We start from the raw sequence: 26,744 nt of genomic DNA, 5'->3' as shown, positions 1-26,744 counted from the left end.
GTATGAATTAATACGTTTTTAGCACAAAAATTAGAGGCTGAGACAACATCCGTCCCAGCCTCTTCTCGTAAATTTATATTAATAGACTAACATTAAAAATGTGGTCGTTGGCCATCACCAAATCCACCATGAAAATGATGTGGATGTCCATGACGGTGGGCATGTTCTGCATCCAACATGCGTGAACGCTCACGTTCAAAACGGGCGCTCATTCTATCGAAGTGATTCCAACGTTCATCATCACTAAATACATCATGTAGTTGCTTTTTAAAGTCGTCATTTGAAATATTATCTATTAATCTTGTAAGATAACTATCAAAATTCGTCAGTTCATCATCAGTGAAGTCTTTAAACAAGGCATCTTGCAATGATTGTCCAGTTGCATCACTTTCGATTAAACTTTCACGTCCTTTATCAGTTAGTTTTAAATAATTGATTCGGGAATCCGTGCCAGATTTTTCACGCGTAACCATACCACTGTCCTCCAATTTCTTAACGATCTGTGAGACACTTGAGGGTTTGATATCAAATTTTTCTGATAGGTAACTTGCAGTTATGTTCTCAGTAGTTGATAAAATTTTTAATGTTTCGATTGACTTATCATTTCGTGTATCTATTTTTGTAGAAAAGACAACATATGGTTGATGAGCAATCGTCAAAATATTTTTGATAATAGTTTCTTTTTTCATAATATCCTCCATTGAGTGTGTTTTATTATTTAGTTCGCTAATATATTAACTAACTAAATAATAAAACAAGTTAGTTAGATTGTCAAATATTAAACTAACTATTAATAAACAATTTAATTTCGAATTTGATTTTTCAGCGAGAAGTTCTAAACTTTGCTATAATTATTGTCAGACAAACAATATAGATACTAAATTAACACCTTACTCATTTGTAAGGTGGGAGGTAAAACAGAACATGGCAGAAGAGAAAAAGACTTTTTACATTACGACACCAATCTACTATCCATCTGGTAAATTGCATATTGGTAATACATACACGACAGTACTTGCTGATGCAGCAGCACGTTACCACCGCTTGTTAAATGAAGATGTATATTTCCTAACAGGAACTGATGAACACGGGCTAAAGATTGAGCAAAAAGCAGAAAAGCTAAATATTTCACCAAAAGAATATGTAGATCAGATGGCCGCAGATATTCAAAAATTATGGTCTGATTTGGAAATCAGTAACGATGGATTTATCCGAACAACTGATGATTATCATGAAAAAGCAGTTCAAAAGATTTTCCAGAAGTTTTTGGATCAAGGTGATATCTACAAAGGTCAATATGAAGGTTGGTACTCAGTTGATGATGAAGAGTATTTTACAGAGTCACAATTAGCTGAAGTATATCGTGATGATGATGGTAATGTGATTGGTGGGAAAGCACCTTCTGGTCATGAAGTTGAGTTAGTAAAGGAAGAATCATACTTCTTCAATATGAGCAAGTATGCTGATTGGCTACTTGATTACTACAAGACACACCCTAACTTTATTCAACCTTCTGCTCGTATGAATGAAATGATCAAGAATTTTATTGAACCCGGTTTGGAAGACCTAGCTGTGACACGTACAGCATTTAAGTGGGGTGTTCCAGTAGCATCAGATCCAGATCATGTGGTTTATGTGTGGATTGATGCATTATCTAACTACATTACTAAGTTAGGTTATATGTCTGACGACACCACTATGTTTGATAAGTATTGGCCAGCTAATGTGCATCTAGTTGGTAAAGAAATCGTTCGTTTCCACACAATTTACTGGCCAATTATGCTACATGCATTAGGCTTAGAATTACCAGAAACCATCGTGGGTCACGGTTGGTTGACGATGCGTGATGGTAAGATGTCAAAGTCTAAGGGAAATGTGGTTTATCCAGATACATTGGCTGACCGCTATGGTATTGATGCTGTTCGTTACTATTTGCTTCGTGCAATGCCATTTGGAAATGATGGTATCTTTACACCAGAAGACTTTGTCTCAAAGTTAAACTATGACTTAGCAAATGATTTGGGTAATTTGCTAAATCGTACGGTTGCGATGATTAATAAATATGAAGATGGTGTCATTCCTGAGCTAAATACAGGATTGACTGATTTTGATCGTGAATTAGTACAAACAGCCCAAGACACAATTGCAACTTATAATGCTAACATGCAATCAATGCATACTGCAGATGCTTTGGCAGCAATCTGGCAACTTATTTCACGTGCTAATAAGTACATTGATGAAACAACACCATGGACCTTAGCCAAGGATGACAGCCAAGCAGATGTTTTGGCATCAGTTATGGCACACTTAGCTGCTGCGCTTCGTGTTGTTGCTATCCTATTACAACCAATTTTGACACAGGCACCACAAAAGATTTTCCAACAATTAGGTTTGCAGGATTCTAATGTACAGATTTCTGAATTACAATTTGAAGATTTGCCTACGGGTGGCAAGGTTGTTGAAAAAGGTCAGCCTATTTTCCCACGTGTTGATGTTGAGGCTGAAGTTGAATACATTCGTAACAATATGACAGGTAACGGTGGCAAGCAAACACGCTCAAGCACTAATCCAAAGGCACCAAAGAAGATAACAACCAAGGACGAGATTGTATTTGATGACTTTGATAAGGTTGAGTTACGTGTTGCTGAAATCAAAGAAGTCTCAGAAGTTGAAAAATCTAACAAGCTATTACGCTTTAAGTTGGATGATGGTTCAGCTGATGGGCGAACAATCCTATCTGGAATTAAAAAATTCTATCCAGAATATGGGGAATTAGTTGGTAAGAAAGTTGCTTATGTTGCTAACCTAAAACCACGTAAGATGATGGGTGAGTTATCTGAAGGAATGTTACTTTCCGCAGAAAAAGATGGTAAGGTAACCTTATCAATTTTGCCGGATGAGATTGCAGCTGGTTCAGAATTAGGATAATTATTTATATCTATTGAATGGTTTAAAGGATTGGGGAATTTTCTCAATCCTTTTTTATTAAAACGGTCTACCAAATCCGAGGAGGAGATTGTTATGGCGACATTTTATGCATTAGCCTATGTATGTTTAACGATTATTATCGCTAATTTTTTAACACAAGCATTTCCAAAAATGCCCCAAGCTCTCTGGCAAATTATTGGCGGTATTTTATTAGCTAGTTTGCCAGTGATCAATAAATTTGTGATTATGTTAGATCCTGAGTGGTTTATGATGTTAGTCATTGCACCACTATTGTTTTATGAAGGACAGCGAACACAAGCAAAGTTAATTTCGAAGCATTTTCGTTCGATTATTGAATTAGCAGGTGTCTTGGCGGTCTTAACGGTTGTGGTTTTAATGACTTTTGGTCATTTTGCAATTGGTTGGGCTTTGCCGTTTGCGTTAGCGTTGGCAGCAATCGTTACGCCAACTGATGCAACCGCTCTTGAATCAGTTACAAACGGATTGGACATGCCAAAGAATATCAAAAGATCGCTAAGTTTGGAATCTTTGTTTAATGATGCCACTGGTTTGGTTATTTTAGAGTTAGCTATTTTGTGGATGAATACAGGAAAATTTTCTTTCGTACACGGATTTGGTCAATTCTTGATTGTTGCAATAGGTGGTGTTGTTGCGGGTGGCGTTGCTGGATTTATTTATATATATCTTCGTCAACACTTATTAAAAGGTGAGTTTGACGATACAGTTGCACATGTTTTAATATACTTTATTGCACCAATCATCGTTTTTGGGATTTCAGAACATGTTTTGGGCGTCTCAGGAATTATTGCTGTTGTTGTGATGGGTGTGATGTCTAATATTGAACAGCAACAAACACAGTTTATGGCGCCAAAATTAAATCATTTAACGCTGCAACTAACAGATATTATTGCACAACTCTTAAACGGCTTAGTGTTCGTATTGCTTGGTACATCATTGGTTAAGGTTGCAAAAGAGTATATTCTACAACCAGTTAGAACATGGCTGACACTGATTGGTATGGGGTTAGCGCTATATATCGTTATGACGGTGTTTAGATACCTTGCGCGACGTTATAGTGATCGTCGTAGTAATGATCCAAATACAAAAATGGATAGTTTTGTATTTGCTATTGGTGGCGTCCATGGAGCGGTTACAATGTCAATGGCGTTCTCATTACCATTTACATTAAGTCATGGTGTTGCTTTTACGGAAAGAAACGACTTGTTATTGGTTGCATCGACTGTCATCATTTTGAGTTTACTAGTGCCGGTAATTCTGTTACCTAAATTACTAAAACGATCAGCACCTTCTTTTGAAGAATCTGCATATGTTCAGGTACATACAAGCATGGTGAATGTGGCCATTGCCTATGTTAGTGATGTTGAGACGTCTCAAAACACAAAGCATGAAGTTATGAAACAATTGCAAGATCAGCTTGGCTATAGCGACTTACAAATAAATAAATCTGAACGCAAGCAAGCGTATCGTACGTTGTTTGAAGTTGCAGATAATGCAATGGCAAAAGCCACTGAAAATAGTGCGGTTTCAGATCAGGCGCTCATGTTGTATAACCGTATGCAATCATTACAGAATGGATTTGGAAAAATTGGTAAGCATCGGTTCAAAATTTGGCAAGGGCTTATTAAACGATTGTTTATCCATAAATCAATCAATAATCAAAAACTAAGAGCGTATAGCCATAGTCAAGCTGTGGAAGAAGTAATCAACATTATGAATACCGCAATGACGGATTATATACAGCAGCTACCAAAGGAGACAGATAATCCACGACAATTGATTGCTTTACGAAATGCTTATACACAACAACAAGCAATGCTACAAAATCAAAAATCAAATTCATCAGACCAACAACGTATTTTGTTGGAAGCCTTTCAAGCTGAATTAACTTATATCCAAGAACAACGTGCAAGTGGCGATAGTAATCCAAGTTTGCTAAAAACATTGTACGATGAAGTGATTAATGCGGAAGCAATTACATTAGCAAATAGTGTCGAAGAATAGATGGATAAAAACCGAAATTCCTATGTTGTGGGATTGGCTGTCGTGTTATGCTTAATATACTGGTATGAGTGAGCTTTTTGGTATTTTTAAAAGACATTTGCTAGAATAATAAAGGTCTAGCATTAAAAAAATGAAGAAAAAATAAGTAATGATATAGAGGAGTCGAAATGGCAATTTATAATTCTGGTAATCAGCCAGCAGATGGCTATGATACACATACACATTTGAATGATGATACATTCTGGCACGATGTTGCTGCTTACTGGGCACGTGCACGTGAATTCCGAATTGTCGAAATGAATATTGTGGGCTATGATATGCAATCAAATGAACGTGCACTTCAATTAGCTCGTGAATTTAAGGGTATGCATGCAATTATTGGATGGCAACCTGAAGATATTTCAGAAATTAATGATGACACATTAGCTATTTATCGCGAACAATTACAAGATGATCAAGTTATCGGTGTTGGTGAAACGGGTTTGGATTACTATTGGGATGAAAATCCATCAGCAGCTAGTCAAAAAGAAGCTTTCCGTCAACAATTAGCCTTGGCACGTGAATTTAAACTACCGGCGACGGTTCATACGCGTAGCGCAATGAATGATACGTACAACTTATTAACAGAGGCGCATGTTGAAGAATTTGGTGGCGTTATGCATTCATTTACGGGAACACCAGAGGAAGCAAAACAGTTTATTGATTTAGGCATGTATATTTCATTCTCGGGGATTGCAACATTTAAGAATGCTAAGGATGTCCAAGAGACAGTTAAATCAGTACCCTTGGATAGATTATTAGTAGAAACAGATGCGCCATATTTGGCACCAACGCCTATGCGTGGTAAACCTAATGAACCAATGTATGTACATTATACAATTGCATATATTGCTGAGCTATTAGGCAAAAGTTACGATGAAATTGCTGAAATTACGACAAATAATGCCCATCGCTTATGGCATTTAGATCAAAAGTAGATGAAAATTAGAGAAGTTATTGTCGTAGAAGGACGTGCAGATACGGAAGCACTTCGACATGCCGTTGTTGCTGATACGATTGAGACGAATGGGTCTGCATTAAATGAGCAGATGGTGGCAGCAATCAAGCAAGCGGCAGCGACGAGAGGCGTAATTATATTTACTGATCCCGATTTTAATGGGGAGCGTTTAAGAAAATTAATTAGTAAATCTGTTCCTGAAGCAAAACATGCTTTTTTGACCAAAGATGAAGCAGGACGCTTGATTAAGCACCATAGTCTTGGCATTGAATATGCCACACCCGAGACTTTACGCACAGCGCTAAAATCAGTTTATACTGCTGAGACTGCTGCTGTAACATCTGACATTACGTTATCAGACTTACGCCATTTAGGATTGATTGCCGGTCGTGAATCTGCCAAGCGACGTGAGCATGTAGCTGAGAAAATGGGCCTAGGATACGTTAATGGTAAACAATTAATGAATCGATTAACAATGTTTGGTATTAAAAAGCAAACTTTGTTAGAGGTTCTGAAAGAATTAGATGAGGAAGATTAATGACAGATGTACCAGATATTGCGACGCCAATGCGGACGCAAGCCATTATGAATAGTTTTGGTATTAATACAAAAAAGTCTTTAGGTCAAAATTTTTTGACAGACATTAATATACTAAAAAACATTGTTGCAGCTGGGAATGTACAACCAACGGACAATGTTATTGAAATTGGACCAGGAATTGGGGCTTTAACCGAACAATTAGCGCGGGCAGCTAAACAAGTTGTCGCATTTGAAATTGATGATCGTTTAATTCCGGTTTTGGAACATACAATGGCACCATATGATAACGTGACAGTGGTCAACCAAGATATTTTAACGGTTGATTTAGAACAAGCGATCAAAGAACATTTTACTGATCCTGAGGCGCCATTAAAGCTTGTTGCGAACTTACCTTATTACATTACAACACCAATTTTGATGCAGGTACTACAGTCAGATGTAAAGTTTGCAAATATTGTGGTGATGATGCAAAAGGAAGTGGCTAGTCGATTGTCGGCTGAAGTCGGAACAAAGGACTATGGTGCGCTAACTTTGGCGGTGCAATATCGTATGAATGCAACACTAGCATTTACGGTCTCACGAACGGCATTTGTCCCTAATCCAAATGTAGATTCCGCAATTATCTCTTTGACACCACGTGAACCATTAAAAGTCTTGCCACATAATGAAAAGCAACTATTTAATTTGTTCAAAATCGGATTTACAATGCGTCGAAAGACACTGTGGAATAATTTGATTACAGCTTTTGGTAAGGATGATGCGATGAAGGCGAAATTAACAGCAGCACTAGCTGATATTGATTTAGATCCAAGAATTAGGGCCGAAAAATTGTCATTAGAAAAATTTATTGATTTACACAATGCTTTAGTAAAAACAGGTGTGTACAGCAAGTAGCGCTGTTTGGTATAATCATAACTAGAACTAATTTTGAAAGAAGGTATATCATGGATTCCGGTCCGTCTATTATCACTAACTTAGTGATTATTATAATTATTTTGCTGTTAGCTGTTTTGTTCACTTTAACGGAGTATTCTTTAGTTAAAGTGCGTCCAAGTTCTTTGCGTGCGATGCAAGAAGCACGTGAGAAACCTTCAGGTAAGATTTCTCATGCATTGAACATGTTGGATCATTTATCAGAGTATCTATCAACTGCTCAGGTCGGCATTACATTGACGTCATTGATTTTAGGTTGGTTGGGTGAAGATTTTATTGCCACACTTATTATTAATGCAGAAATATTGCCAGCTGCGATTGCCCACAGTGTGTCATCTGTGGCTGCCATTTTGATTTTTACGTTCATACACGCGGTGTTTACGGATTTGGTTCCCAAGAACATTGCGATTGATCAACCAGTCAAGATGTTGCTAGCAATTGTACGTCCTGTGATGTTTTTCCACGTTATTCTATATCCATTAATTTGGTTATTTGATCGTGCAGCTGCATTTTTTACCAAGATTTTGGGATTCAGTACCCATCCTGATGAAGACATTTATTCAGAAGCCGAGATTCTATCATTATCAAGAGATGCTGCCGACGCAGGTGAACTTGATGAAGAAGACTTGACTTTCATGAAGCGTGCCTTTGCGATGAATGATAAAGAAGCAATTGATATTATGATTGATCGAACACAATTAACGGTTGTTAATGTGACGGATTCTATTTCAGATGCTTTGAATTTGTACTTGGAAGAAAAGTTTTCGAGAATGCCGGTAGTTGCTGACAATGATAAGGATAAGATTCTTGGCTATGTCTTTTCATATGATTTAGTACGTCAAGGACGTATTAGTCCAGAAGCTTCTATTAGAACTGTTTTGCGTAATTTACCGGTTGTCTCTGAAACGCAACCAATCACAGAAGTTTTACAAGAAATGATTGAACATCGTGCACCTATCGTCGTTGTAAAGGATGAGTTCGGTGGTACGTCAGGAATTGTTACTGATAAAGATATTTATGAAGAACTGTTTGGTTCGGTTCGTGATGAGGTGGATGATGTTGCCGATGACTTGGTTGAAAAGCTAGGGTCTGATGCGGCAGGCAACATGCATTACAAAGTATCTGGTAAAATGACGCTATACGATTTTGAGCGTTTCTTTAAAACAGAAATTCAATCTTTCGAAAACTCAGAAAAAGTTACTTTGACAGGATATGTGTTAGATGAACATCCAAACTTCCAAGTTGGTCAAGGTATTCGCATTGCAAACTTTGAGATAACGGCACTAGATTTTAAAGATGCTTATATTGAAGAATTCGAAGTTGTGGCACTGCCAATTGAGCAAGAGGAAGATGCAGAAGAAGTCAATGAAAAGTCAGTACGTGCTTAATTGACTAATTCATGAAACGCTCGATAAATGTCGGGTGTTTTTTGCTATAATTTGCCTTATAAACAACTATATTCGAAAGTAGGAAATTAATTTGAGTGAAGGAAGATTAATCCTATCAATTATTGTGATAATCTTAGTGTTAATGTTCGCAGCATTATGTGTTTCGGCAGAATTTGCTTTAGTAAAAGTTCGGCGTAGCGCATTAGTGGAGTTACAAGAGGCACGTGAAAGACCATCGCGTAAAATTGCAGCCACGATTCACATGATTGATAATTTAAATGAGTATTTGTCAACAACCCAGGTTGGTATTACGGTTACTGGTTTGGTATTAGGTTGGATGGGTGAAGAAACCATTGCCCACTTATTACTTATCGGTGGTGTGTTAAAAGAAATGACCGGGCCTAGTGCAGCAGCGATTGCATCAATTGTGGCATTGATTTTGTTAACCTACATCGAAGTGGTGTTGACTGAATTAGTACCAAAAAATGTATCAATTGAATTTCCTGTCAAGGTTGCATTGTTTGTTTCCGGACCCTTACGGTTTTTCCATGTGATTTTCTATCCATTTGTTTGGCTATTAAATAAATCAGCAACTGGTGTCACTCACTTGATGGGACTACGTACGGCTTCTGAAGAAAACGAAGTCTATTCAGAAGCGGAAATTCTGAGCTTGTCACGTAATGCAGCACGGCTTGGACAGTTACAAGATGAAGACTATGTCTTTATGGAACGTGCCTTTGAAATGAATGATAAAGTGGTCAATGATATTATGATCGATCGTACCCAATTATTCGTTGTAGATGTTCAAGATAATATTGATGATGCTTTGCACGCATATTTTGAAACGAAACATTCACGTTTTCCAGTCGTAGCGGATGGTGATAAAGACAAGATTTTAGGTTATGTTTTTAATTATGATATTATGCGTCAGGCAGAAGTTGATCGTCAGGCGCCTGTTCGTAAAATTATCCGTAATATGCCGAATGTACCTGAAAACATGCCAATTCAAGATGTTTTGAAGTTGATGATTTCAAAACGAACACCGATGATTGTCGTTAAGGATGAGTATGGTGGTACATCGGGAATTGTGACTGATAAGGATATCTACGAAGAGTTATTTGGCTCGGTTCGTGATGAAGTTGATTGGGTTGTTGATGATTTAGTTGAAAAGCTAGGATCTGATGATAAACAACAAATGCATTATAAAGTATCTGGAAAAATGACAGTTTATGATTTTGAACGTTATTTTAAAACAGATATTCGGGCCTTTGATAAATCAGATATGGTAACATTGACAGGATTTATCATTGAACAATTCCCAGAGACCAGAGCTGGGGATACAGTGCGACTAGAGAACTTTGAGATTACACCGCTGGATTATGAAGCAGCATATATTAACGAATTTGAAATTGTTCGTTTAGCTAAAAAAGATACTGAATTAACAGAATAAATAAAAAGGCGTTAACCATAATGATGATTTCAGTATGGTTAACGCTTTTTCAATATTATGCAAAAGCAATTTCAATGTTTTCAGTTAAAATATCAGTGTAACTAAATGAAGCGCGATCAAATTCGTGACCGTCTTGCTCTAAATCAAGGACGAAAACTGAACGGAAGGTATCTCGAACGATTGCTTGGTGTTCAATGGTGCGGTGACGACTTTCATGGGTTGTCAAAGTAATTTGTTCACCGATGTGTGCATCTAATTGTTGCTTAATTTCTGCTAATGCTGCAGGCATAAGAACTCCTCTCATGGGGCACCCCCATAGCCAGCGACAAATGAAATCGCTGCGTGAATATTATCTAAAATTAGATAAACCAAAGTTAGTCTAATTTTAACATAAATGAAATTTAAAATCAATCAGGTATATGTTAGACATTTGGAACAATGAAATTCTATCAATTTATAGACTTAGATAAGAAAGTTTGATAAAAATTAATTTTAGGTTGTGGCACTTCATTGTGTAGAGGTTTTTTACTTACTTGAAAAATTTTAGGACTTTTATTTCAGTTCTATCCTTGCTAAGATTAGGAACAACTAAGACAAACAAGAAGGTTCTTTAAAATGGCGGATGAACGAATAGCTTGGGAAAAATATTTTATGCTACAGGCCATTATGCTGGCTGCACGCAGTACCTGTACACGTCTACACGTTGGTGCTGTCGTAGTGAAAGACGGTCGGATAATTGCCAGTGGCTATAATGGATCAGTATCAGGGACACCACACTGTACAGAAGTTGGCGATTTAGTTGTTGACGGGCATTGTATTCGCGCGGTACATGCCGAGCAAAATGCATTGATGCAACTTGCTAAAATGGGAATAAGTGCTGATGGTGCACAAGTTTTTGTGACAGATTTTCCGTGTGTACATTGCACAAAACTTTTGTTGCAAGCAGGTATTAAAAAAATTAATTACTTACGAAATTATCATAATGATGATTTTGTAGCAGAATTACTACAAACTAAAAATGTGGCAATTGAACAAATTAACGTGACATCAGCAGATTTACAAAAAATTGATTTTGATGCTTATCTATAAGAAAGGTTGTATAAACTAATATGAGTAAAAACGAACAAGGATATTTAGATTTGGCACAAGATATACTCGATAATGGTGCTGTTAAAGGAGATCGTACAGGGACCGGTACACGGTCAGTTTTTGGTCGCCAATTACGTTTTGATATGAGTGAAGGTTTTCCGTTATTAACAACAAAACGCGTACCATTTGGCTTGATTAAAAGTGAGTTATTGTGGTTCTTACGGGGTGATACGAATATCAAGTTTTTATTGGAGCATAAGAATCATATTTGGGATGAGTGGGCTTTTAAAAATTGGATTGAATCAGCAGAGTATGATGGTCCGGATATGACTGATTTTGGTCGTCGTTCCCTAGTAGATGATGCATTTAAAGCACAATATGATGAACAACATGCAATATTTGTCGATCGTATTCTAAATGATGATGAATTCGCACAAAAGTATGGCGAGTTGGGAGATGTTTACGGTGCGCAATGGCGGCATTGGCGACGTGTTCAAGGTGGTTTTATCGACCAAATTAAAGATGTAATCGACCAAATAAAGACGAATCCAAATTCACGTCGTTTAATCGTAACAGCCTGGAATCCGGAAGATGTGCCAACACAAGCCTTACCACCATGCCACACTTTATTTCAATTTTATGTGGCAGATGGTAAGTTAAGTCTACAATTGTATCAACGTTCAGCCGATGTTTTCTTAGGTGTGCCATTTAACATTGCTTCATATTCATTGTTATTACACATGGTTGCCGCTCAGACTGGTTTAGAGCCAGGCAAATTTGTGCATACCTTTGGAGATACTCATATTTATTCAAACCATATTGAGCAAGTGACAGAACAATTACAACGTGAAATGCGTGAATTGCCTACTATCACGTTAAATCCAGATGTTAAGGACATTGCAGAGTATACAATGGCTGATATTAAGATTAATAATTACAATCCACATGCTAGTATTAAGGCACCCGTAGCCGTTTAGTGGTATAAATTATCACAAACTGCTTAATTTTGATTAACGATTATACATGTTAGATTTCAAATTATGGTAAGATATATAAGTTACTATAAGCTTTGTCAAAGAAATCTTTTATAAAATCAAAAAGATTAATTCTTGAACAAAGTCATTGTGTGAATAATCAATTATTGAAGTTAAGAGAGGAGATGCTCATGGATAATGAGCCACAAACTCGATCGGCTCGTCGTGAAGCTGAAAATAAACAGAATAAGCGTAAAAAACGTGAAGGTGGACCACGCGAACATAAGGATTCGCTGCCAGGCGGTGGCGGAAAAGGTCCGCGGAAACACCACACCATTCGTAATGCTATTCTGTTTGTAATCGCATTAATTGTTCTGGCAGTCGGTGCAATGTTTGGTATCGCTTATAATAATACAAAAAATGCGGTTGATAACTCCTTTCAAGGAACTGGCCTAACTAAAGAACGAAATGTCTCAAATGTTATTAAAAATGGTAAGCCATTTTCAATTCTATTATTAGGGACTGATACTGGAGAATTAGATCGAACTTATAAAGGGCGTACTGACTCATTAATGTTAGTTACAGTTAATCCGAAAAAAGAAAAAGTGACGATTATGTCACTACCTCGTGATTCGGTAATTGCGCCAGTAGGATATGAAGATCAATTCCCACAAAAACTAAATTCAGCATATGAATATGGATCAGCTAAAACAACGATCCAAACAATTCAAAAGTGGTTAAATGTTCCCATTGATTACTATGCATTAGTTAATATGAATGGGTTAGAGAAGGTTATTGATCAATTAGGTGGTGTGCAAGTAAAGTCACCATTAACGTTCGGATATAACCCATATACTGCTCATGATAATGGTGATATCATTTATAACTTTACCAAGGGTTCATCTACTTATACGTTGAATAAGAATGGTTCTACGAAAACATACACGAAAATGGATGGGGCTGCTGCACTAGCATTTTCTCGTATGCGTTATGATGACCCACAAGGTGATTATGGACGTCAAGCTCGGCAACGTTTGGTTTTGCAAGCGATTGTTGATAAGGCAAAGAGTAATCCAACTAAGTTAATTAATCAAAAGTTTTTGAGTACAATTTCTGACTCTACAAAGACTGATTTGACCTTTGGTGATATGTTGACGGCTGCTTCAAAGTACTTGGGTGCTGCGAAAACAATTAAGACAGATCATGCGCAAGGAACATCAGTGTCATTAACTTCTGGTTCTTCAGAGTTAATTACGCAAAGTGAGAAACAACGCGTAACGAATGTTTTGCGTTCTTCGTTAGGGTTGAAGCATAAGAAAACGGGGACACTTTACGGGGGTAACGTTTCTGAATCAACATTGGCAGCTAATGGATTGCCATCAGATAGTAATTCTTCATCAACGTCAACTGATAGCACGTATGGTACGACATCGACAGATAGTACTTACGGGACAACAGATAGTACGTATGGTGGTACTGGGACAACTGGTACAGGTACTGATTATTATGGTGGCGGCGGAGCTGGTGCCGGTGCAGGTTATTAGAATTTTAAAGTTATTGAAAGTAGTAAACGAATGTCGTTTACTGCTTTTTTTTTGTATAATTTTTGCATAAAAATGCGAACAATAAATTGGTACTATCCAATTTTTGCTTTTATTTTTAAATATAACTGAACAATTTAAGTGTTGACATTTTTATCGTTCGTTGTTATTGTTTAAGTAACCTTTAAGAAATCGTATACACGGGTATACAAGACAAAAAATTAAGGAGCACATAGGGCATGTTTAAGAGACTTGTTGCGGGAGCCACTGTTGCAATGTTGGCAACGACAGTAGTATCAGCTGTACCAGCACTATCAGCAGATGCAGCATCAAAGAAGGTTGATTTGAAAGAGTTGAATGTACAATTCGTACCATCATCTCAAGCAGATACAATTCAAGCAAAGGCAAAGCCATTGGAGAAATTGTTAAAGAAGCAACTGGGTATTCCAGTACACGTAACAATTTCAACTGATTACAACACAGTTGTTGAGGCAATGGGTTCAGGAAAGGTGGATATGGGATTCTTACCACCTGACCCATACGTACAAGCCCACAAGCAATATGGTGCTAAAGTTATCTTACAATCACAACGTTATGGTATTAACGATAAGAAGAATGATGGTTCTAATACAGATAAGCTAGTTGATTACTACCGTGCATTGGTTGTTGTTAAGAAGGACTCAGGTATTAAGAATGTTAAGGATTTGAAGGGTAAGAAGATTGCTGTTCAAAACCCAACTTCTGATGCTGGTTATATCTTCCCAGTTGTTGATTTGAACAAGAAGGGCATGAATGTTATCAAAAATTCTAAGCTTGTGACTGTTAAGGGTCATGATCAAGGAGTTATTTCAGTTGTCAACGGTGACACGGATGCTGCTTTCATCTTTGATGACGCCCGTAACCTAGTTAAGAAGGATAATCCTGATGTCTTTAAGGATACACGTGTTCTAAAGTACACGGCTAAGATTCCTAACGATACGATTACTTTGCGTAAGGGTATCTCAAAGGCTGATGCAAAGACTATCCAAAATGCTATGATCAAGGTTTCAAAGACTGAAAAGGGTAAGAAGGTCTTGAATGATGTTTATAGCTGGGCTGGTGTAACAAAGTCAAAGGATTCAAACTTTGATACTGTTCGTAAGTACCAAGGCCAGGTTGAAAATATTAAGTAATCTGTTTATAACAGCATTTCTGAAAGTGAGGCTTGTCATACAATAATGCTATGGCGAGTCTCGCTTTGTACATATTTGAAAAATATATTATTTGTAGAGCTATATAGGATTGGATGGCAGAAGTATGGGCAATGGTGTAGGCACCATAAAAGTTAATGATGTTTCAAAGATTTATCCTAATGGAACGATTGGTTTAGATCATATCAACTTAGATATACAATCAGGTGAGTTTGTGGTGATTGTTGGTTTATCTGGTGCGGGTAAAAGTACCTTATTAAGAGCAATTAATCGTTTACATGATGTAAGCGAAGGGGAAATTTTACTTGATGGTGTGGATATTACTAAGGCAAAGGGTAAAGAATTACGTCAGCAACGACGTAATATTGCGATGATATTCCAAAACTTCAATTTGGTGAAACGTGCAACAGTTGCTCGTAATGTTTTGGCAGGTCGAGTTGGTTATTATTCAACGTTTAGAAGTACATTTGGTTTATTTTCAAAAGAAGATAAAGAAAAGGCTGCTGCTAATTTGGATCGTGTGAATATGTTAGACAAATATTACACACGTGCTGATGAATTATCAGGTGGACAACAACAACGTGTGGCAATTGCTCGTTCAATGATGCAATCACCAAACATTGTTTTGGCCGATGAACCCATTGCTTCACTTGATCCAAAAACAACCAAGATGGTTATGGATGACTTGCAACATTTGAACGACATGGGGATGACCGTGGTTGTTAATTTGCACAGTGTGGAGTTAGCGATGGCATATGCAACACGTATTGTTGGATTACGTGGCGGTAAATTAGTTTACGATAAACCCATTGCTGAAGTGAATGCCGACGACTTTGATGGTATTTATGCTGAAACTGGAGATGAGGAGTAGGATATGAACGCAACTTTACCTGAACGCCAATTCAGTGAAAAGTGGCATGTTAAGGGCATTTTGTCTGTCCTCCTATTTGTCTTAATTTTTATTGGATCGGGTTATAATACTGGTGCGACTGCAAACTTTAGTTGGGATCAATTCTGGGATTTATTGTTGCGGATGATGCACCCAGATTGGACATTTGTTTCGGCAATTATTACCCCTATTGCTGAAACCATTCAAATGGCGCTAGTTGGTACATTGTTGGGAACAATCATTGCAGTGCCTTTTAGCTTGTTAGCAGCACGAAATATTGTAAAAAACACATATTTACGTGGTATTATTCGTTTCTTTTTGAATTTAGTACGTGCATTACCAGATTTACTTTTAGCAGCGGTCTTCGTAGCTATCGTTGGTATCGGTCCGATGGCCGGAGTTGGTGCGTTAACTATTTTTAGTTTTGGTATGATCTCTAAGTTGTTCTATGAAGCAATTGAAACAATTGATGATGGACCGATTGAAGCTTTAACATCTGTTGGTGCGAACGGTATTCAGAAAATTGTTTTTGCGGTGATTCCACAAGTTATGAATCAATTCTTAAGTTACTTCCTGTACACATTGGAAATCAATGTGCGAGCATCAACCGTATTAGGTTACCTGGGAGCTGGTGGTGTTGGTTTGTACCTAGATCAGACACTGTCATTATTCCGTTACGATCGAACAGCTGTGGTTATTTTGGCTATTCTGGTTGTTGTTATTATCGTCGACGGTATTTCTAATCGATTACGGGAGGCGTTGGCGTAATGCAAAAAATTCAACGAAATCCGTGGCAAAAATATGGTCCATGGATCATAGCAACCTTGGTGGTATTACTATTTATTTGGGCTTTCTCAGGTATTCCTTTGTCAACGGTGAAGCCTCAAGCAATGCAGGTAACGAAATCTATTATTCACGGACTATTCCATCCAGATTGGTCATACGTTTATTCGGGTGATGGTGAAGATTTGATTAGTGCCTTGATTGAAACATTGGCGATTGCTTTCCTAGGAACGTTTATCTCAGCCGTGTTGACGTTACCATTTGCATTTTTGGCAGCACGAACAAAGAAGGGATTCTTTACACCACGTTCAACGATTGGTAAGCTAATTTTGACGATTATTCGTGTCTTCCCAGAAATCGTTCTGGCAATTATGTTTATTAAGGCTGTTGGTCCTGGTGCTTATGCGGGTGTTTTGGCCGTGTCAATCCACTCGATTGGTATGCTGGGGAAGCTATTCTCAGAAGCTATTGAAAATATTGATCGTGGACCGAATGAAGCGATTGTTGCTGCGGGTGGATCAGCCCTTGATGGCTTAACTTTAGCAACTATTCCTGCAGTGATGCCAGAGTTTATGAACTATACACTTTACCGATTTGAGATTGCAGTTCGTTCTGCAGCTATTTTAGGAATTGTTGGTGCTGGTGGTATTGGAGCACCATTGATTTTCGCTTTGCAAACACGTCAGTGGTCAAAGGTTGGTATTATTCTTTTGGGAATTATCGTGATGGTCACAGTGATAGATTTCTTATCTGGACAATTACGTAAGCGTTTGGTCTAACTAGTAACGATACGAGATGATGAAGGCTGGCACACGATGTGGTACCAGCCTTTTTATTATTTATAAATAAGGAGAACAAAATGCAACTATCTATTTTGTCAACGTCAGATGTCCATGGCTATATACGAGCAGATGATTTTCGTCGCCCTTTATTAAACGATGGACTGGGACTATCACGTGCGGCGACAGTTATTTCAGATTATCAACAGCAGGCGCAACAATCAGAAAATATTACGTTAACCATTGAAAATGGTGATTTTATCCAAGGGTCACCATTAACCAACTATATTGAAAAAGTTGCAACTGATCAGACGGACGTCTATCAAAAATTAGCCGATACAGTGAAATACGATGTGCGGATTCTGGGAAATCATGAATTTAATTTTGGACGTGAGTATATTGAAAAAGTATTTTCAGAGACGCCTAATTTATTAAATGCCAATATTTTGGATGAAACAACACAACAACCGTTTGTGGGTGAGCCATATAAAATTTTTGAACGTCAAGGTGTAAACATTGGTGTCATTGGGTTAACAACCCAATTCATTCCCCATTGGGAACAACCAGCACATATTAAGGGACTGGTTTTTGAAGATCCAGTCGCAGTTGCTAAAAAGTATATTGCAGAAGTACGACCACACGTTGATGTGTTAGTGTTAGCTTATCATGGTGGTTTTGCCGAAGATTTAAAAACTGGTCAGCCTTTAGAGCGGGTAACTTCAGAAAACCAAGGTTATCAATTGTTACAACTAGCAGGAGTTGATGCACTTGTAACAGGTCATCAACACCGTGAAATTGCGGAGGTTGTTCATGGTGTGCCAACGACTCAACCAGGCTATCGGGGTGATCATGTTGGCTTGATGACCCTAACACTTAATGAATCAAATCAATGTGTTTCAGCAACAGCAGAATTATTGGCGACAGGCAATGCTCCAGAACGTGAGGATATTGTTGCTATCATCGAACCTTTGCAAGAAAAGGTGGATCAATGGTTAGACACACCTGTTGGTCATGTTGGTGATAATATGCAGGTGGTTGATCACTTTGCAGCACGTGCACATAATCATCCATTTATTGAATTAGTCAATCAGGTGCAAATGGCTGCAACGGATACGGATATTTCCAATACGGCATTGTTCAATGATGAAGTTCGCGGTCTAGGAAATGCTGTGTCACAACGTGATATCATGACGAACTATATTTTTCCTAATACACTAGTTGTTGAAAAATTGACGGGGCAAGATATTAAAGATGCTTTAGAAGTAAATGCCCGATACTTTAAGGTTGCAGATGATGGACAGCTAACTATTAATCCACTATTCACAACGCCTAAAGTCCAGCACTATAATTACGATATTTGGAGTGGGATAGATTATACCTTTGATATTAGTCAACCAATGGGACAACGAGTAGTTGCTATTGAAAAGGATGGTCAACCATTGGACATGATGGCCACTTATGAAGTTGCCATGAATAATTATCGTGCTGGTGGTGCTGGCAACTTCCCAATGTTTTCGACAGATAAAGTCGTTCGTGAGGTACAGCGCGAAACGGCAGATTTAATTGGTGAGTATATTATGGCTCACCCTGAAATTCATATTGAGCAACCAACGAATTTAACAGTTATCTTCTAAATTGCTTTTTTTAAGGGAGTTTGTTAAACTAAGACGACCTTAGGAGGTGATAAGATGATACGTTTAGTATCTTCTAGTGACGCGGTTAACAATTGTTAACTGAATCACTAGAAACTTTCTTTCTAATGATTCTGATCGGAAGAAAAGAAAGGAAATAAAAAATGACATTAACTATGCAACCCTATCAATACATGAAAATCAATGAAATTGTGTACAATTTAGTGCATCAATATCAATCGGTAAATGATTTAAGTACTGTTGCTGCTTTGCAAGAATTAGCAGCAGAGGAAATTCATGAAACAGTACCAGGTGATTATCCAGAAATTGATCAATTATTGACAAATATTATGGATCGTCGTTTGCGTCATCGTGCAACCGAGAAGATGGTGCAGGAACTGAAGCCATTTGTTACACCATTTGTTGCGCCTAACAAGAAGCAAATTGCACAGGTCTTTCGTAAAACAAAAAAATTAACGTTACCTGATTTGACGGTGGTTGATTGGCGTGATTATACATTCTTTGCTTGGAATGATATTGCAACGCAACGTAAGTATATCTTGTATTACGAGGATGAACAGTTATTGGGACTTGTTGGTGATGTTTCAAGTCCAGTTGTTAAAGGGTATTGCGCTATTTGTCATCATGAAGAAAATGTGTCGATGTTCTTGGCGTTAAATAAACGACGAGGAGATGGTCGGTATACAAAGAAGGGCAATTATATTTGTGTGGATAGCTTACAGTGTAACCGTAATTTACATGAACGAGCTTACTTTGATGAATTTGTGACGACAATTAAAAAACAGTAAAAGTGATCTTTTATAGGAGAGCCATGAATCTACTCAGAAAGTGGGTAGATTCATGGCTCTATTTTTATGAAGAAGCTAATTTCAAAATACTTAAATTCACGGTTTCAATGAAAACTTTACACAACGCTTACGTAAAATCGGTTAATTCGTTACCTTAAAATTTTACGATTGACTTGTACAGGTGGTTTTCTTGAATGTGAAAGGAGTATGTTATATGTCAGTTGCTAGACAAAAGCAATTTTTTGGAATCAGTGTCATCGTTTGTTTTGTTCTTTTATTTATTGCAGCATTTGCAGACTTACAGATTAGCAATACTTTTATCAATTATAATAGTGTATTTGGTACCATTTTTCAGAGTTTTGGTGAATTTCCACAGTATTTAATTTTTGTTGTTAGTGGACAAATAGCAGTTGCTTATGCATTAAAAGTACAAGAGACAACTCTTTTTAAAGGTCTTTTGGCATTTGGTGGACTAGCACTATCGGGTTGGCAATTAAAACAGTATCTTAATGAAGTTGAAAGTTATCTTTTGTCGGTACAGTCGAACAGTGATCATCATAAAGCAATTGGTCTTGCAAATAGTGATGGTGCGACAACGGCGCTCAGTGTTGGTAAGGCTTATGGTATCTGGATTATTATTTTTATTATTTTGACCTTGGCTTTGCAATATTGGTTTAATCGTCTTAAGTTAGTGCGAATCAAACAATTATTAGTGATTGCTATTTTTGCCTCATTAACTGTTTGGTTTTCTTTGCAAGTCAATTTGGGTCTAAAAGAAATATGGGGGCGGGTGCGTCCGTATGAGTTGAATAAAAGTCAAAGTAACTATACTAATTGGTTAACTATTAATGGTGTTAATGGTCATATGTCATTTCCTTCAGGACATACCCAGGCGGCAACATTGTTGATTGTTCTTTCTTGGTTCTTTCAAGGTAAGGCACAAAAAACTTGGTGGGTTATTGGTATTGTTTACGGTGCGCTGATGGGAATTGCGCGTGTAATCATTGGCGCCCACTTTATGGGGGATGTCGTCGCTTCATTCTTCATTACAGCAACGATTATTTATATCTTCCGGATTCTTTATTATCAGTATGTGGTTAAGGGACAAACGTTAGGAGAGTGAGACAAAAGTCGTCTTGAAGCTGGTGTGTAACGTGAATTGCGCTATTTTTTCCTAAACTTTGCGCTCACAAAAATTTTCATGTTTAACATACGTTAACTCAGACAAATAACAGAAATTACGTTACAATCAACATCAATGTTGAAGTAGAATCGCAATCAGATATGGGTGATAGTATGCTTAGACAAGATCTCAGACAATATTTATTAAACTTTGTGGTTAAACATCCAAAATTAACTGTTGATGAAGGGTATATAATTAGTGAGGCAACTGATCGTTTACAACGTCAAAAACGCTCGCAAGAAAAAGAGATGATTGATATAATCAGAGCTTTACGACAATTATCTTATCAGCAACATTTATCACAGGATGGGTGGCAGCTTCTAACAAAATTGCAACGTAAACAATGGATTTGGGGAGTTGTTAATACCTTTCAGTTATTTGGGCATTAACAGTTTTTGTTGCAAAGCAATCCTGCTACTGATTTCATATTATAAAATTAATTTTTAGTGGGTTGGAATAGTTTATACTGTTCTAACCCTTTTTGTTTGCGTAGTTATTCAGAAAATAAAACTAGGTATAAAATACGATTTCTATGTGATATTATTTATTTACTAAATGGGTTTGTGGGGAAACAAATATGATTGAGAAGCGTGTGAATAATATCATTGATGTTTGTGGTTTGGTTGCAAAAATATTGCTTGAAAGTGGTGCAGAGACAACGCGAGTAGAGTCAACAATTGCGTATATTGGTCAAGCAGCAGGCATCAATCTTAACTGTCATGCCACAATGACAGCAATATTTATCAGTACAGAAAGTGGCTCAACAACCCATCTTGTTAAGCCGAATGTCTCAAGTTTTAATCTGCAAAAGGTGGATGAAATAAATACGCTGTCCCGACAATTTTCTGCTCATGAAATTGACTTTAACGAGTTAGAACGTAAGGTGCATATTATTGACCATAAGGTGATTGATTTTACATGGACTCAGAAAATTATTGGCGCCGGTTTTGTATCAGTTGCACCAATGCTGTTATTCAAAGCTTCTTGGACGGATCTTGCATTGGCATTCTTCGTTGGTATTTTAGGATATCTTGCTTCACAGTGGGGGAATGCACACTCAACAGCACCTTATCTAAGTGCCATTGTTGGTGGTTTAGTTATTAGTTTATTAGCAACTCTATTACAATATTTTGGTATTGCAGATAGTGCTGCTAATATTATGATTAGTTCGCTGATGCCGTTAGTGCCTGGTGTACCATTAACAAATTCATTACGAGAAATTATTGATCGTGACATTTTATCTGGTCTTGTTCGTGGTGTGGATGCAATTATGATTGCTGGCTCAATCGGAATTGGTGCCATTGTCGGTAGCTTTATTGCCCATATAATGACGGGAGGCCTATAAGTGGAACTTGTCTTAGGATTTATTTTCAGTTTTTTATCAACAGTCGGTTTCGGCATTATTACTAATGTGCCCCGACGTGTCTTATTTCTAGCTGGTGTAACTGGTGCATGTGGCTGGACAGTTTATTTACTGACCGTTCAAGTAACAGGCAATCTCATTCTACAAAATTTTTTGGCGGCGCTAACCATTGGTTTACTGGGTAATGTGTCTGCCATTCTGATCAAAGCACCTGTTAATATGATGTATGTTCCAGGATTGGTTTCACTTGTGCCAGGCATTATTATTTATACGAGCTTAAAAGAATTTACGTTAGGTCATTATCTTAACGCTGGACGAAATTTAATCAAAACACTGGTCATTGCGATGGCAATTGATATTGGCTTTGCAATTGCGGAGGCAATTTTTAGACGTATTCGCCGGGGTATTGTACGTCGTCGCAGTAATGGTCAGGGGTAGAACCTATTAGTTTATAAATAATTACTAAAAGAAGCTAAGCCAGAAAAAATTTTGGCTTAGCTTTTTCGTTAAAATTATTCAACTTATAATCAAATAAAGTGCATGATGGCTAACACCACTGGTGGAACCAACAACGCAGGTAGTAGATTCAGTGTATTGATCTTTTTGATTTCTAGTACGCTTAACCCGGAAGCTAAAATCAATATACCACCGATAATTGTGAGCTCATTTAATAGGGTGGTGCTCAATGCTGTTTGGAAGAGTAGCGCTAAGAGATACAGTCCACCTTGCCAGCAAAATAAAACGACAGCAGCCCACATGATACCAAGACCAAAAGTTGCACTTAAGACAATTGAAGTAATAAAGTCTAAGCCACCATTGGTCAACAGGAAAGTATAGTCATGCTGCAAGGCAGCTTTGATTGGACCTAAAATAGAGAGTGACCCAAAACAATAAAGTAAAATGGCGGTTGCTAGTCCAGTGGATAGATCGCTGTTTGTAAATTTTTGAATTGCTTGGTCAAATCGATCCTGAATATTAATGGCTGTCCCGATAATACCACCAATCGCCAAACTGATGATAAAAAGTACGGGTAATGTACTTTGATCTAATGGGTTAATGACTGCGTGAATACCAATCACAATAGCAGCTAGGCCAATGGATTGCATTAACACAGTATGATAGGTAGGTTTAATATATTTTTTGGTTAAACTACCGATTAGGCTCCCCAGGATAATCATGGTCACATTAAAAAAAGTACCAAACATAAGTTTGCTCCTTGATGTAAGAATTATTAACACATTTTAAGCATAAAGGGGATGGAACGCTCATTGTCCCATCCCTTTAAAACGCTATTATTTAATTTAACTGAAGTAAGTTTGCTTTAGATTTGGTCATCTTCGTCAGGAGTAACGTCACGGCGCTTTTCTTCAGCATCTTCATCAAATCGATACTTATACTGGTGGGTATTTGGTGAATCGGGCATGATTACGACGGCAACAATGTAAATGAACACAAATGGGAAGAATCCAGTAAAAATTGTTGCTGCGGCGAAAATTAAACGGACTAGTGAAGCATCCAAGTCAAAGTATTCTGACACGCCTCCAAGCACACCACTTAGTACACGGTCATTTGATTTTGTTAATTTCTTATCTTTAGCCATAATATTTCTCACTTTCTCATAGAATATCGTGGGAATTAAAACACTTTACAGACAAGTTTCGATTCCCTATACTTGTATTATATTATATGACTTATAGTATTGTAAAGGAAGTTGAATTATGACAATGCAATTATCAAGTGACCTAATGGATGGGTTGGTATTGGCGCTACTTTCTAAAGAAGATTTATATGGTTACTCACTGACAAAACAAGTTCAGGAGCGCTTTGCAGTGTCAGAGTCAACAATGTATCCTGTTTTGCGTCGTTTAAAAAAACGTGATTGGGTAACAACATATGATGAACCTTTTGAAGGTCGTAATCGTCGATATTACAGTATCTCCGACTTGGGTTATAAAGAAATGACACGTATTCAAGATGAGTGGCGTGACTTTAGTCGTAAAATTAATGATTTGATGTTAGAGGGAGATGCTAATGGAAAATAGTATTTATTTTACGCAGGTTAAAGTCTATTTAAGCCAATTGACAGTGGACGAACAGGAAGATGTTATTCGTTTTTATCAGGAATATGCTGCAGATGCGCAGTTATCTGGCGAGCGTTTAATTTCAGAGTTAGGAACACCAAAACAGCTGGCACGTCGTATTTTGGTCGACTATTCATTGCGCCTTGAAGAGGACGATATACATAATACATATGAACATGAAAGTACTCGTCAAGATCGCCAAAACTGGATCAAACAAGAATTTAACTTAATTAGCATTGTTTTGGAGGGATTACTGACATCAATTGTTTGGGTGCCGGCCATGCTGTTAATTTTAATTTGTTTGTTTGCGACAATTGGTATTGCCGCAATTGTGATTGTGGCGCTAATTTATTATCTACTGACAGGCTTATTTCAAATCTTTGGCGGCTTGGCAATTCTGTCAAGCAATTGGGCCACCGGTTTATATCAAGGTGGTATCGGATTAATTATTGTCGGGCTACAGTTTGTTGCCTGGCCTGTTGGAGTGACCATTATTCGCACAGTCTTTAGAGCATTGATGCGTTTTGTTAAATATGTTGGGCGTCGATTCTCACATAAGGGTAAAGAGGTAACACATCATGCATAAAGGTTTTCGATTTGTTTTAACTGGATTCATTGTGATTTCTTTTGGTGTCATCATTATGATTGTTGGTCTAGCACATGGTGGTCAAAATAATTTGGGCTGGCATAATGGCCATTTTGAGGTTTCACAAATTAAATCTGTACATCATTACGTAAAATCAGTGACTAAGATTGATGTGGAAACAGCGAATGTGCCGGTTACTTTTCAAACAGGAACGCAACAAAGTATTGAAATTAAAGGACGCATCACTAACCCTAATTTTTTACATGTTAAACGAAATGGTAAGCAACTAAAAATTCGCTATGTGCCTAATCAAGAAAAGGGTTATGAAGTGGGCTTTGGGAAACATGAGCCAGAAAAATTGATTATTAGTGTGCCAAAGAATAAAAAATTAACGGAATATCGACAATCATCTATGTATGGTGCCATGAATATTGCAAACCTACGTGCAAATCGTGTGACACTAACTGCAACAGCTGCTGATATCCAAATAAACAACACACAATTACAAAATTTGTCAGTTGCAGCTCACGATTCAAAGATGTCATTGAATAATTTACAAGCTAATCAGACGACAGTAAACAGCAGTGATAGTAATATCAATACAAATAATTCACAACTTGGTCGTCTGATGTTATCGGCAGATAGTAGTAAAACGATTTTACAAAAAACGACGATTGATGCCAGCGCCATTCAGGTAAATAAGGGAAGTGTTAAGCTAGTTAACAGTCAACTTACAGGTCATAATATTATGACGATTATGGATGGTTCATTAAAAGCTTCAGAATTAACTAACGTTGGTCTACAGATGCAGGCATCGGATGGACGAGTCAAAGTGTATGGGACCAATTATGGTAATAGTTATCTGAATAGCAGTCAATCATTTGATAATCAATTTAATGTTGATGTTTCGGATGGTAATATAACGATTAAATAGTACTGTAGGGAGATTTTGTGATGACATCAAAACGTTGCCAATGGGTTGATGAAAAAGATGCGTTGATGGTTCAGTATCATGATACTGAATGGGGGCATCCAGAGCATCGAGACCAGAAGTTATTTGAATTATTAAGCTTAGAAACTTATCAAGCAGGTTTGAGTTGGCGAACCGTTTTACATAAACGACAGGCTTTTAGGCAGGCGTTTGCAAATTATGATTTAGAACAAGTCGCACAGTATACGGAAGCAAATATTGAACAATTAATGCAAGATGTAACCATTATTCGCAATCGATTAAAGCTCCAAGCAACTATTAATAATGCGCAAGCGATTCTAGCACTGCAACAGAGCGGGCAGACTTTCGATCAATGGTTATGGTCATTTGTCGATAATCAGACCATTGATCACCACGTTATCAACTATCAAGATGTACCAGCAAAAGATGATTTAGCAACATCTGTGTCTAAGGCAATGAAAAAAATAGGACTTAAATTTGTGGGTCCAGTTACTATCTATTCTTTTCTACAGGCAGCTGGGTTAATTAATGATCACGAGATGACATGTCCATATCACAAAAAATAATACAAATGAAAAGCACCAGCAACGTGGGATTACTGGTGCTTTTCTAATG

28 protein-coding genes are annotated in these 26,744 nt (G+C 37.4%); 24 read left to right on the top strand and 4 right to left on the bottom strand.

Going from position 1 to position 26,744, the window contains the following annotated elements; genetic code table 11:
• Positions 1-92: 92 nt before the first annotated feature.
• Positions 93-689, bottom strand: a complete 597-nt coding sequence (locus HMPREF0877_RS09700) for a MarR family winged helix-turn-helix transcriptional regulator (RefSeq protein ID WP_040761247.1) — start codon at positions 687-689, stop codon at positions 93-95.
• Between the two features lie 235 nt (positions 690-924).
• Here HMPREF0877_RS09700 and metG point away from each other — a divergent pair, with 235 nt between their 5' ends.
• The 7 genes from metG to HMPREF0877_RS09665 all read left to right on the top strand — a co-directional run bounded on the left by metG (position 925) and on the right by HMPREF0877_RS09665 (position 10,279).
• A complete protein-coding gene (gene metG, locus HMPREF0877_RS09695) occupies positions 925-2,928 on the top strand; it encodes a methionine--tRNA ligase (protein WP_002829232.1) in 2,004 nt (667 codons plus the stop codon).
• Between the two features lie 93 nt (positions 2,929-3,021).
• Positions 3,022-4,971: a cation:proton antiporter gene (locus HMPREF0877_RS09690; RefSeq protein WP_002829231.1), complete on the top strand. Its 1,950-nt coding sequence runs from the start codon at positions 3,022-3,024 to the stop codon at positions 4,969-4,971.
• A 167-nt stretch (positions 4,972-5,138) separates the two neighbouring features.
• A complete protein-coding gene (locus HMPREF0877_RS09685) occupies positions 5,139-5,948 on the top strand; it encodes a TatD family hydrolase (protein WP_002829230.1) in 810 nt (269 codons plus the stop codon).
• Entirely contained in the window at positions 5,949-6,506 is a 558-nt protein-coding gene (gene rnmV / locus HMPREF0877_RS09680) for a ribonuclease M5 (protein ID WP_002829229.1), read from the top strand.
• Positions 6,506-7,402, top strand: a complete 897-nt coding sequence (gene rsmA / locus HMPREF0877_RS09675) for a 16S rRNA (adenine(1518)-N(6)/adenine(1519)-N(6))-dimethyltransferase RsmA (protein WP_002829228.1) — start codon at positions 6,506-6,508, stop codon at positions 7,400-7,402. Before rnmV ends, rsmA begins: the two co-directional genes overlap by 1 nt.
• A gap of 50 nt (positions 7,403-7,452) precedes the next feature.
• Positions 7,453-8,829 carry a hemolysin family protein gene (locus HMPREF0877_RS09670; RefSeq protein WP_002829227.1) on the top strand — a complete coding sequence of 459 codons (1,377 nt, stop codon included), beginning with the start codon at positions 7,453-7,455 and terminating at the stop codon, positions 8,827-8,829.
• A 91-nt stretch (positions 8,830-8,920) separates the two neighbouring features.
• Entirely contained in the window at positions 8,921-10,279 is a 1,359-nt protein-coding gene (locus HMPREF0877_RS09665; protein ID WP_002829225.1) for a hemolysin family protein, read from the top strand.
• 55 nt (positions 10,280-10,334) lie between these two features.
• On the opposite strand, the gene HMPREF0877_RS09660 is transcribed toward HMPREF0877_RS09665, so the two are convergent.
• Positions 10,335-10,583: a Veg family protein gene (locus tag HMPREF0877_RS09660; RefSeq protein WP_002829224.1), complete on the bottom strand. Its 249-nt coding sequence runs from the start codon at positions 10,581-10,583 to the stop codon at positions 10,335-10,337.
• Positions 10,584-10,894: 311 nt separating this feature from the next.
• Here HMPREF0877_RS09660 and HMPREF0877_RS09655 point away from each other — a divergent pair, with 311 nt between their 5' ends.
• The 13 genes from HMPREF0877_RS09655 (at position 10,895) to HMPREF0877_RS09595 (ending at position 22,948) form a co-directional block, all read left to right on the top strand.
• A complete protein-coding gene (locus HMPREF0877_RS09655; protein ID WP_002829223.1) occupies positions 10,895-11,368 on the top strand; it encodes a deaminase in 474 nt (157 codons plus the stop codon).
• A 20-nt stretch (positions 11,369-11,388) separates the two neighbouring features.
• Positions 11,389-12,345 carry a thymidylate synthase gene (locus HMPREF0877_RS09650; protein ID WP_002829222.1) on the top strand — a complete coding sequence of 319 codons (957 nt, stop codon included), beginning with the start codon at positions 11,389-11,391 and terminating at the stop codon, positions 12,343-12,345.
• 188 nt (positions 12,346-12,533) lie between these two features.
• Entirely contained in the window at positions 12,534-13,886 is a 1,353-nt protein-coding gene (locus tag HMPREF0877_RS09645) for an LCP family protein (protein WP_040761239.1), read from the top strand.
• Positions 13,887-14,122: 236 nt separating this feature from the next.
• Positions 14,123-15,055, top strand: coding sequence for a phosphate/phosphite/phosphonate ABC transporter substrate-binding protein (locus HMPREF0877_RS09640; RefSeq protein ID WP_002829220.1), 933 nt, complete (start codon positions 14,123-14,125; stop codon positions 15,053-15,055).
• Between the two features lie 124 nt (positions 15,056-15,179).
• Positions 15,180-15,944 carry a phosphonate ABC transporter ATP-binding protein gene (gene phnC, locus HMPREF0877_RS09635; protein ID WP_002829218.1) on the top strand — a complete coding sequence of 255 codons (765 nt, stop codon included), beginning with the start codon at positions 15,180-15,182 and terminating at the stop codon, positions 15,942-15,944.
• Between the two features lie 3 nt (positions 15,945-15,947).
• A complete protein-coding gene (gene phnE, locus HMPREF0877_RS09630; RefSeq protein WP_002829216.1) occupies positions 15,948-16,730 on the top strand; it encodes a phosphonate ABC transporter, permease protein PhnE in 783 nt (260 codons plus the stop codon).
• Positions 16,730-17,524, top strand: a complete 795-nt coding sequence (gene phnE, locus HMPREF0877_RS09625) for a phosphonate ABC transporter, permease protein PhnE (RefSeq protein WP_002829214.1) — start codon at positions 16,730-16,732, stop codon at positions 17,522-17,524. The genes phnE (HMPREF0877_RS09630) and phnE (HMPREF0877_RS09625) overlap by 1 nt, the downstream gene beginning before the upstream one ends.
• Before the next feature lie 80 nt (positions 17,525-17,604).
• Complete coding sequence (locus HMPREF0877_RS09620) at positions 17,605-19,158, top strand: bifunctional metallophosphatase/5'-nucleotidase (protein ID WP_040761236.1); 1,554 nt, start codon at positions 17,605-17,607, stop codon at positions 19,156-19,158.
• 161 nt (positions 19,159-19,319) lie between these two features.
• Positions 19,320-19,964 (top strand): FusB/FusC family EF-G-binding protein, encoded by a 645-nt coding sequence (locus HMPREF0877_RS09615; protein ID WP_002829212.1) that lies wholly within the window; start codon positions 19,320-19,322, stop codon positions 19,962-19,964.
• 214 nt (positions 19,965-20,178) lie between these two features.
• Complete coding sequence (locus tag HMPREF0877_RS09610; RefSeq protein ID WP_002829211.1) at positions 20,179-21,087, top strand: phosphatase PAP2 family protein; 909 nt, start codon at positions 20,179-20,181, stop codon at positions 21,085-21,087.
• A 173-nt stretch (positions 21,088-21,260) separates the two neighbouring features.
• Entirely contained in the window at positions 21,261-21,536 is a 276-nt protein-coding gene (locus tag HMPREF0877_RS09605) for a hypothetical protein (RefSeq protein ID WP_040761255.1), read from the top strand.
• 188 nt (positions 21,537-21,724) lie between these two features.
• A complete protein-coding gene (locus HMPREF0877_RS09600; RefSeq protein ID WP_002829209.1) occupies positions 21,725-22,492 on the top strand; it encodes a threonine/serine exporter family protein in 768 nt (255 codons plus the stop codon).
• Entirely contained in the window at positions 22,493-22,948 is a 456-nt protein-coding gene (locus HMPREF0877_RS09595; RefSeq protein WP_002829208.1) for a threonine/serine exporter family protein, read from the top strand. It begins immediately after the preceding gene.
• 89 nt (positions 22,949-23,037) lie between these two features.
• On the opposite strand, the gene HMPREF0877_RS09590 is transcribed toward HMPREF0877_RS09595, so the two are convergent.
• Together HMPREF0877_RS09590 and HMPREF0877_RS09585 are read right to left on the bottom strand one after the other, a co-directional pair.
• Positions 23,038-23,715, bottom strand: a complete 678-nt coding sequence (locus HMPREF0877_RS09590; RefSeq protein WP_002829207.1) for a DUF554 domain-containing protein — start codon at positions 23,713-23,715, stop codon at positions 23,038-23,040.
• Between the two features lie 116 nt (positions 23,716-23,831).
• Positions 23,832-24,110: a PspC domain-containing protein gene (locus HMPREF0877_RS09585; RefSeq protein ID WP_002829206.1), complete on the bottom strand. Its 279-nt coding sequence runs from the start codon at positions 24,108-24,110 to the stop codon at positions 23,832-23,834.
• Between the two features lie 118 nt (positions 24,111-24,228).
• On the opposite strand from HMPREF0877_RS09585, the gene HMPREF0877_RS09580 reads away from it, so the two are divergent.
• Genes HMPREF0877_RS09580 through HMPREF0877_RS09565 form a run of 4 tightly spaced genes read left to right on the top strand, consistent with a single transcriptional unit; the run spans position 24,229 to position 26,695 of the window.
• Positions 24,229-24,552, top strand: a complete 324-nt coding sequence (locus HMPREF0877_RS09580) for a PadR family transcriptional regulator (protein WP_002829205.1) — start codon at positions 24,229-24,231, stop codon at positions 24,550-24,552.
• Positions 24,542-25,177, top strand: a complete 636-nt coding sequence (locus HMPREF0877_RS09575) for a DUF1700 domain-containing protein (RefSeq protein WP_138075724.1) — start codon at positions 24,542-24,544, stop codon at positions 25,175-25,177. The genes HMPREF0877_RS09580 and HMPREF0877_RS09575 overlap by 11 nt, the downstream gene beginning before the upstream one ends.
• A complete protein-coding gene (locus tag HMPREF0877_RS09570) occupies positions 25,170-26,111 on the top strand; it encodes a DUF4097 family beta strand repeat-containing protein (RefSeq protein ID WP_002829203.1) in 942 nt (313 codons plus the stop codon). Before HMPREF0877_RS09575 ends, HMPREF0877_RS09570 begins: the two co-directional genes overlap by 8 nt.
• Before the next feature lie 20 nt (positions 26,112-26,131).
• Positions 26,132-26,695: a DNA-3-methyladenine glycosylase I gene (locus HMPREF0877_RS09565; protein WP_002829202.1), complete on the top strand. Its 564-nt coding sequence runs from the start codon at positions 26,132-26,134 to the stop codon at positions 26,693-26,695.
• Positions 26,696-26,744: the final 49 nt, after the last annotated feature.

Source organism: Weissella paramesenteroides ATCC 33313, assembly GCF_000160575.1.
Taxonomy (GTDB): domain Bacteria; phylum Bacillota; class Bacilli; order Lactobacillales; family Lactobacillaceae; genus Weissella; species Weissella paramesenteroides.
The sequence above is the reverse complement of the archived record's forward strand: the minus strand, read 5'-3'. Positions and strand labels throughout refer to the sequence as shown.

What these genes read in the sequence shown, in the direction of transcription:
- HMPREF0877_RS09700 (WP_040761247.1), bottom strand. Translation starts at nt 689, where the DNA reads ATGAAAAAAGAAACTATTATCAAAAATATTTTGACGATTGCTCATCAA.
- metG (WP_002829232.1), top strand. Translation starts at nt 925, where the DNA reads ATGGCAGAAGAGAAAAAGACTTTTTACATTACGACACCAATCTACTAT.
- HMPREF0877_RS09690 (WP_002829231.1), top strand. Translation starts at nt 3,022, where the DNA reads ATGGCGACATTTTATGCATTAGCCTATGTATGTTTAACGATTATTATC.
- HMPREF0877_RS09685 (WP_002829230.1), top strand. Translation starts at nt 5,139, where the DNA reads ATGGCAATTTATAATTCTGGTAATCAGCCAGCAGATGGCTATGATACA.
- rnmV (WP_002829229.1), top strand. Translation starts at nt 5,949, where the DNA reads ATGAAAATTAGAGAAGTTATTGTCGTAGAAGGACGTGCAGATACGGAA.
- rsmA (WP_002829228.1), top strand. Translation starts at nt 6,506, where the DNA reads ATGACAGATGTACCAGATATTGCGACGCCAATGCGGACGCAAGCCATT.
- HMPREF0877_RS09670 (WP_002829227.1), top strand. Translation starts at nt 7,453, where the DNA reads ATGGATTCCGGTCCGTCTATTATCACTAACTTAGTGATTATTATAATT.
- HMPREF0877_RS09660 (WP_002829224.1), bottom strand. Translation starts at nt 10,583, where the DNA reads ATGAGAGGAGTTCTTATGCCTGCAGCATTAGCAGAAATTAAGCAACAA.
- HMPREF0877_RS09655 (WP_002829223.1), top strand. Translation starts at nt 10,895, where the DNA reads ATGGCGGATGAACGAATAGCTTGGGAAAAATATTTTATGCTACAGGCC.
- HMPREF0877_RS09650 (WP_002829222.1), top strand. Translation starts at nt 11,389, where the DNA reads ATGAGTAAAAACGAACAAGGATATTTAGATTTGGCACAAGATATACTC.
- HMPREF0877_RS09645 (WP_040761239.1), top strand. Translation starts at nt 12,534, where the DNA reads ATGGATAATGAGCCACAAACTCGATCGGCTCGTCGTGAAGCTGAAAAT.
- HMPREF0877_RS09640 (WP_002829220.1), top strand. Translation starts at nt 14,123, where the DNA reads ATGTTTAAGAGACTTGTTGCGGGAGCCACTGTTGCAATGTTGGCAACG.
- phnC (WP_002829218.1), top strand. Translation starts at nt 15,180, where the DNA reads ATGGGCAATGGTGTAGGCACCATAAAAGTTAATGATGTTTCAAAGATT.
- phnE (WP_002829216.1), top strand. Translation starts at nt 15,948, where the DNA reads ATGAACGCAACTTTACCTGAACGCCAATTCAGTGAAAAGTGGCATGTT.
- phnE (WP_002829214.1), top strand. Translation starts at nt 16,730, where the DNA reads ATGCAAAAAATTCAACGAAATCCGTGGCAAAAATATGGTCCATGGATC.
- HMPREF0877_RS09620 (WP_040761236.1), top strand. Translation starts at nt 17,605, where the DNA reads ATGCAACTATCTATTTTGTCAACGTCAGATGTCCATGGCTATATACGA.
- HMPREF0877_RS09615 (WP_002829212.1), top strand. Translation starts at nt 19,320, where the DNA reads ATGACATTAACTATGCAACCCTATCAATACATGAAAATCAATGAAATT.
- HMPREF0877_RS09610 (WP_002829211.1), top strand. Translation starts at nt 20,179, where the DNA reads ATGTCAGTTGCTAGACAAAAGCAATTTTTTGGAATCAGTGTCATCGTT.
- HMPREF0877_RS09605 (WP_040761255.1), top strand. Translation starts at nt 21,261, where the DNA reads ATGCTTAGACAAGATCTCAGACAATATTTATTAAACTTTGTGGTTAAA.
- HMPREF0877_RS09600 (WP_002829209.1), top strand. Translation starts at nt 21,725, where the DNA reads ATGATTGAGAAGCGTGTGAATAATATCATTGATGTTTGTGGTTTGGTT.
- HMPREF0877_RS09590 (WP_002829207.1), bottom strand. Translation starts at nt 23,715, where the DNA reads ATGTTTGGTACTTTTTTTAATGTGACCATGATTATCCTGGGGAGCCTA.
- HMPREF0877_RS09585 (WP_002829206.1), bottom strand. Translation starts at nt 24,110, where the DNA reads ATGGCTAAAGATAAGAAATTAACAAAATCAAATGACCGTGTACTAAGT.
- HMPREF0877_RS09580 (WP_002829205.1), top strand. Translation starts at nt 24,229, where the DNA reads ATGACAATGCAATTATCAAGTGACCTAATGGATGGGTTGGTATTGGCG.
- HMPREF0877_RS09575 (WP_138075724.1), top strand. Translation starts at nt 24,542, where the DNA reads ATGGAAAATAGTATTTATTTTACGCAGGTTAAAGTCTATTTAAGCCAA.
- HMPREF0877_RS09570 (WP_002829203.1), top strand. Translation starts at nt 25,170, where the DNA reads ATGCATAAAGGTTTTCGATTTGTTTTAACTGGATTCATTGTGATTTCT.
- HMPREF0877_RS09565 (WP_002829202.1), top strand. Translation starts at nt 26,132, where the DNA reads ATGACATCAAAACGTTGCCAATGGGTTGATGAAAAAGATGCGTTGATG.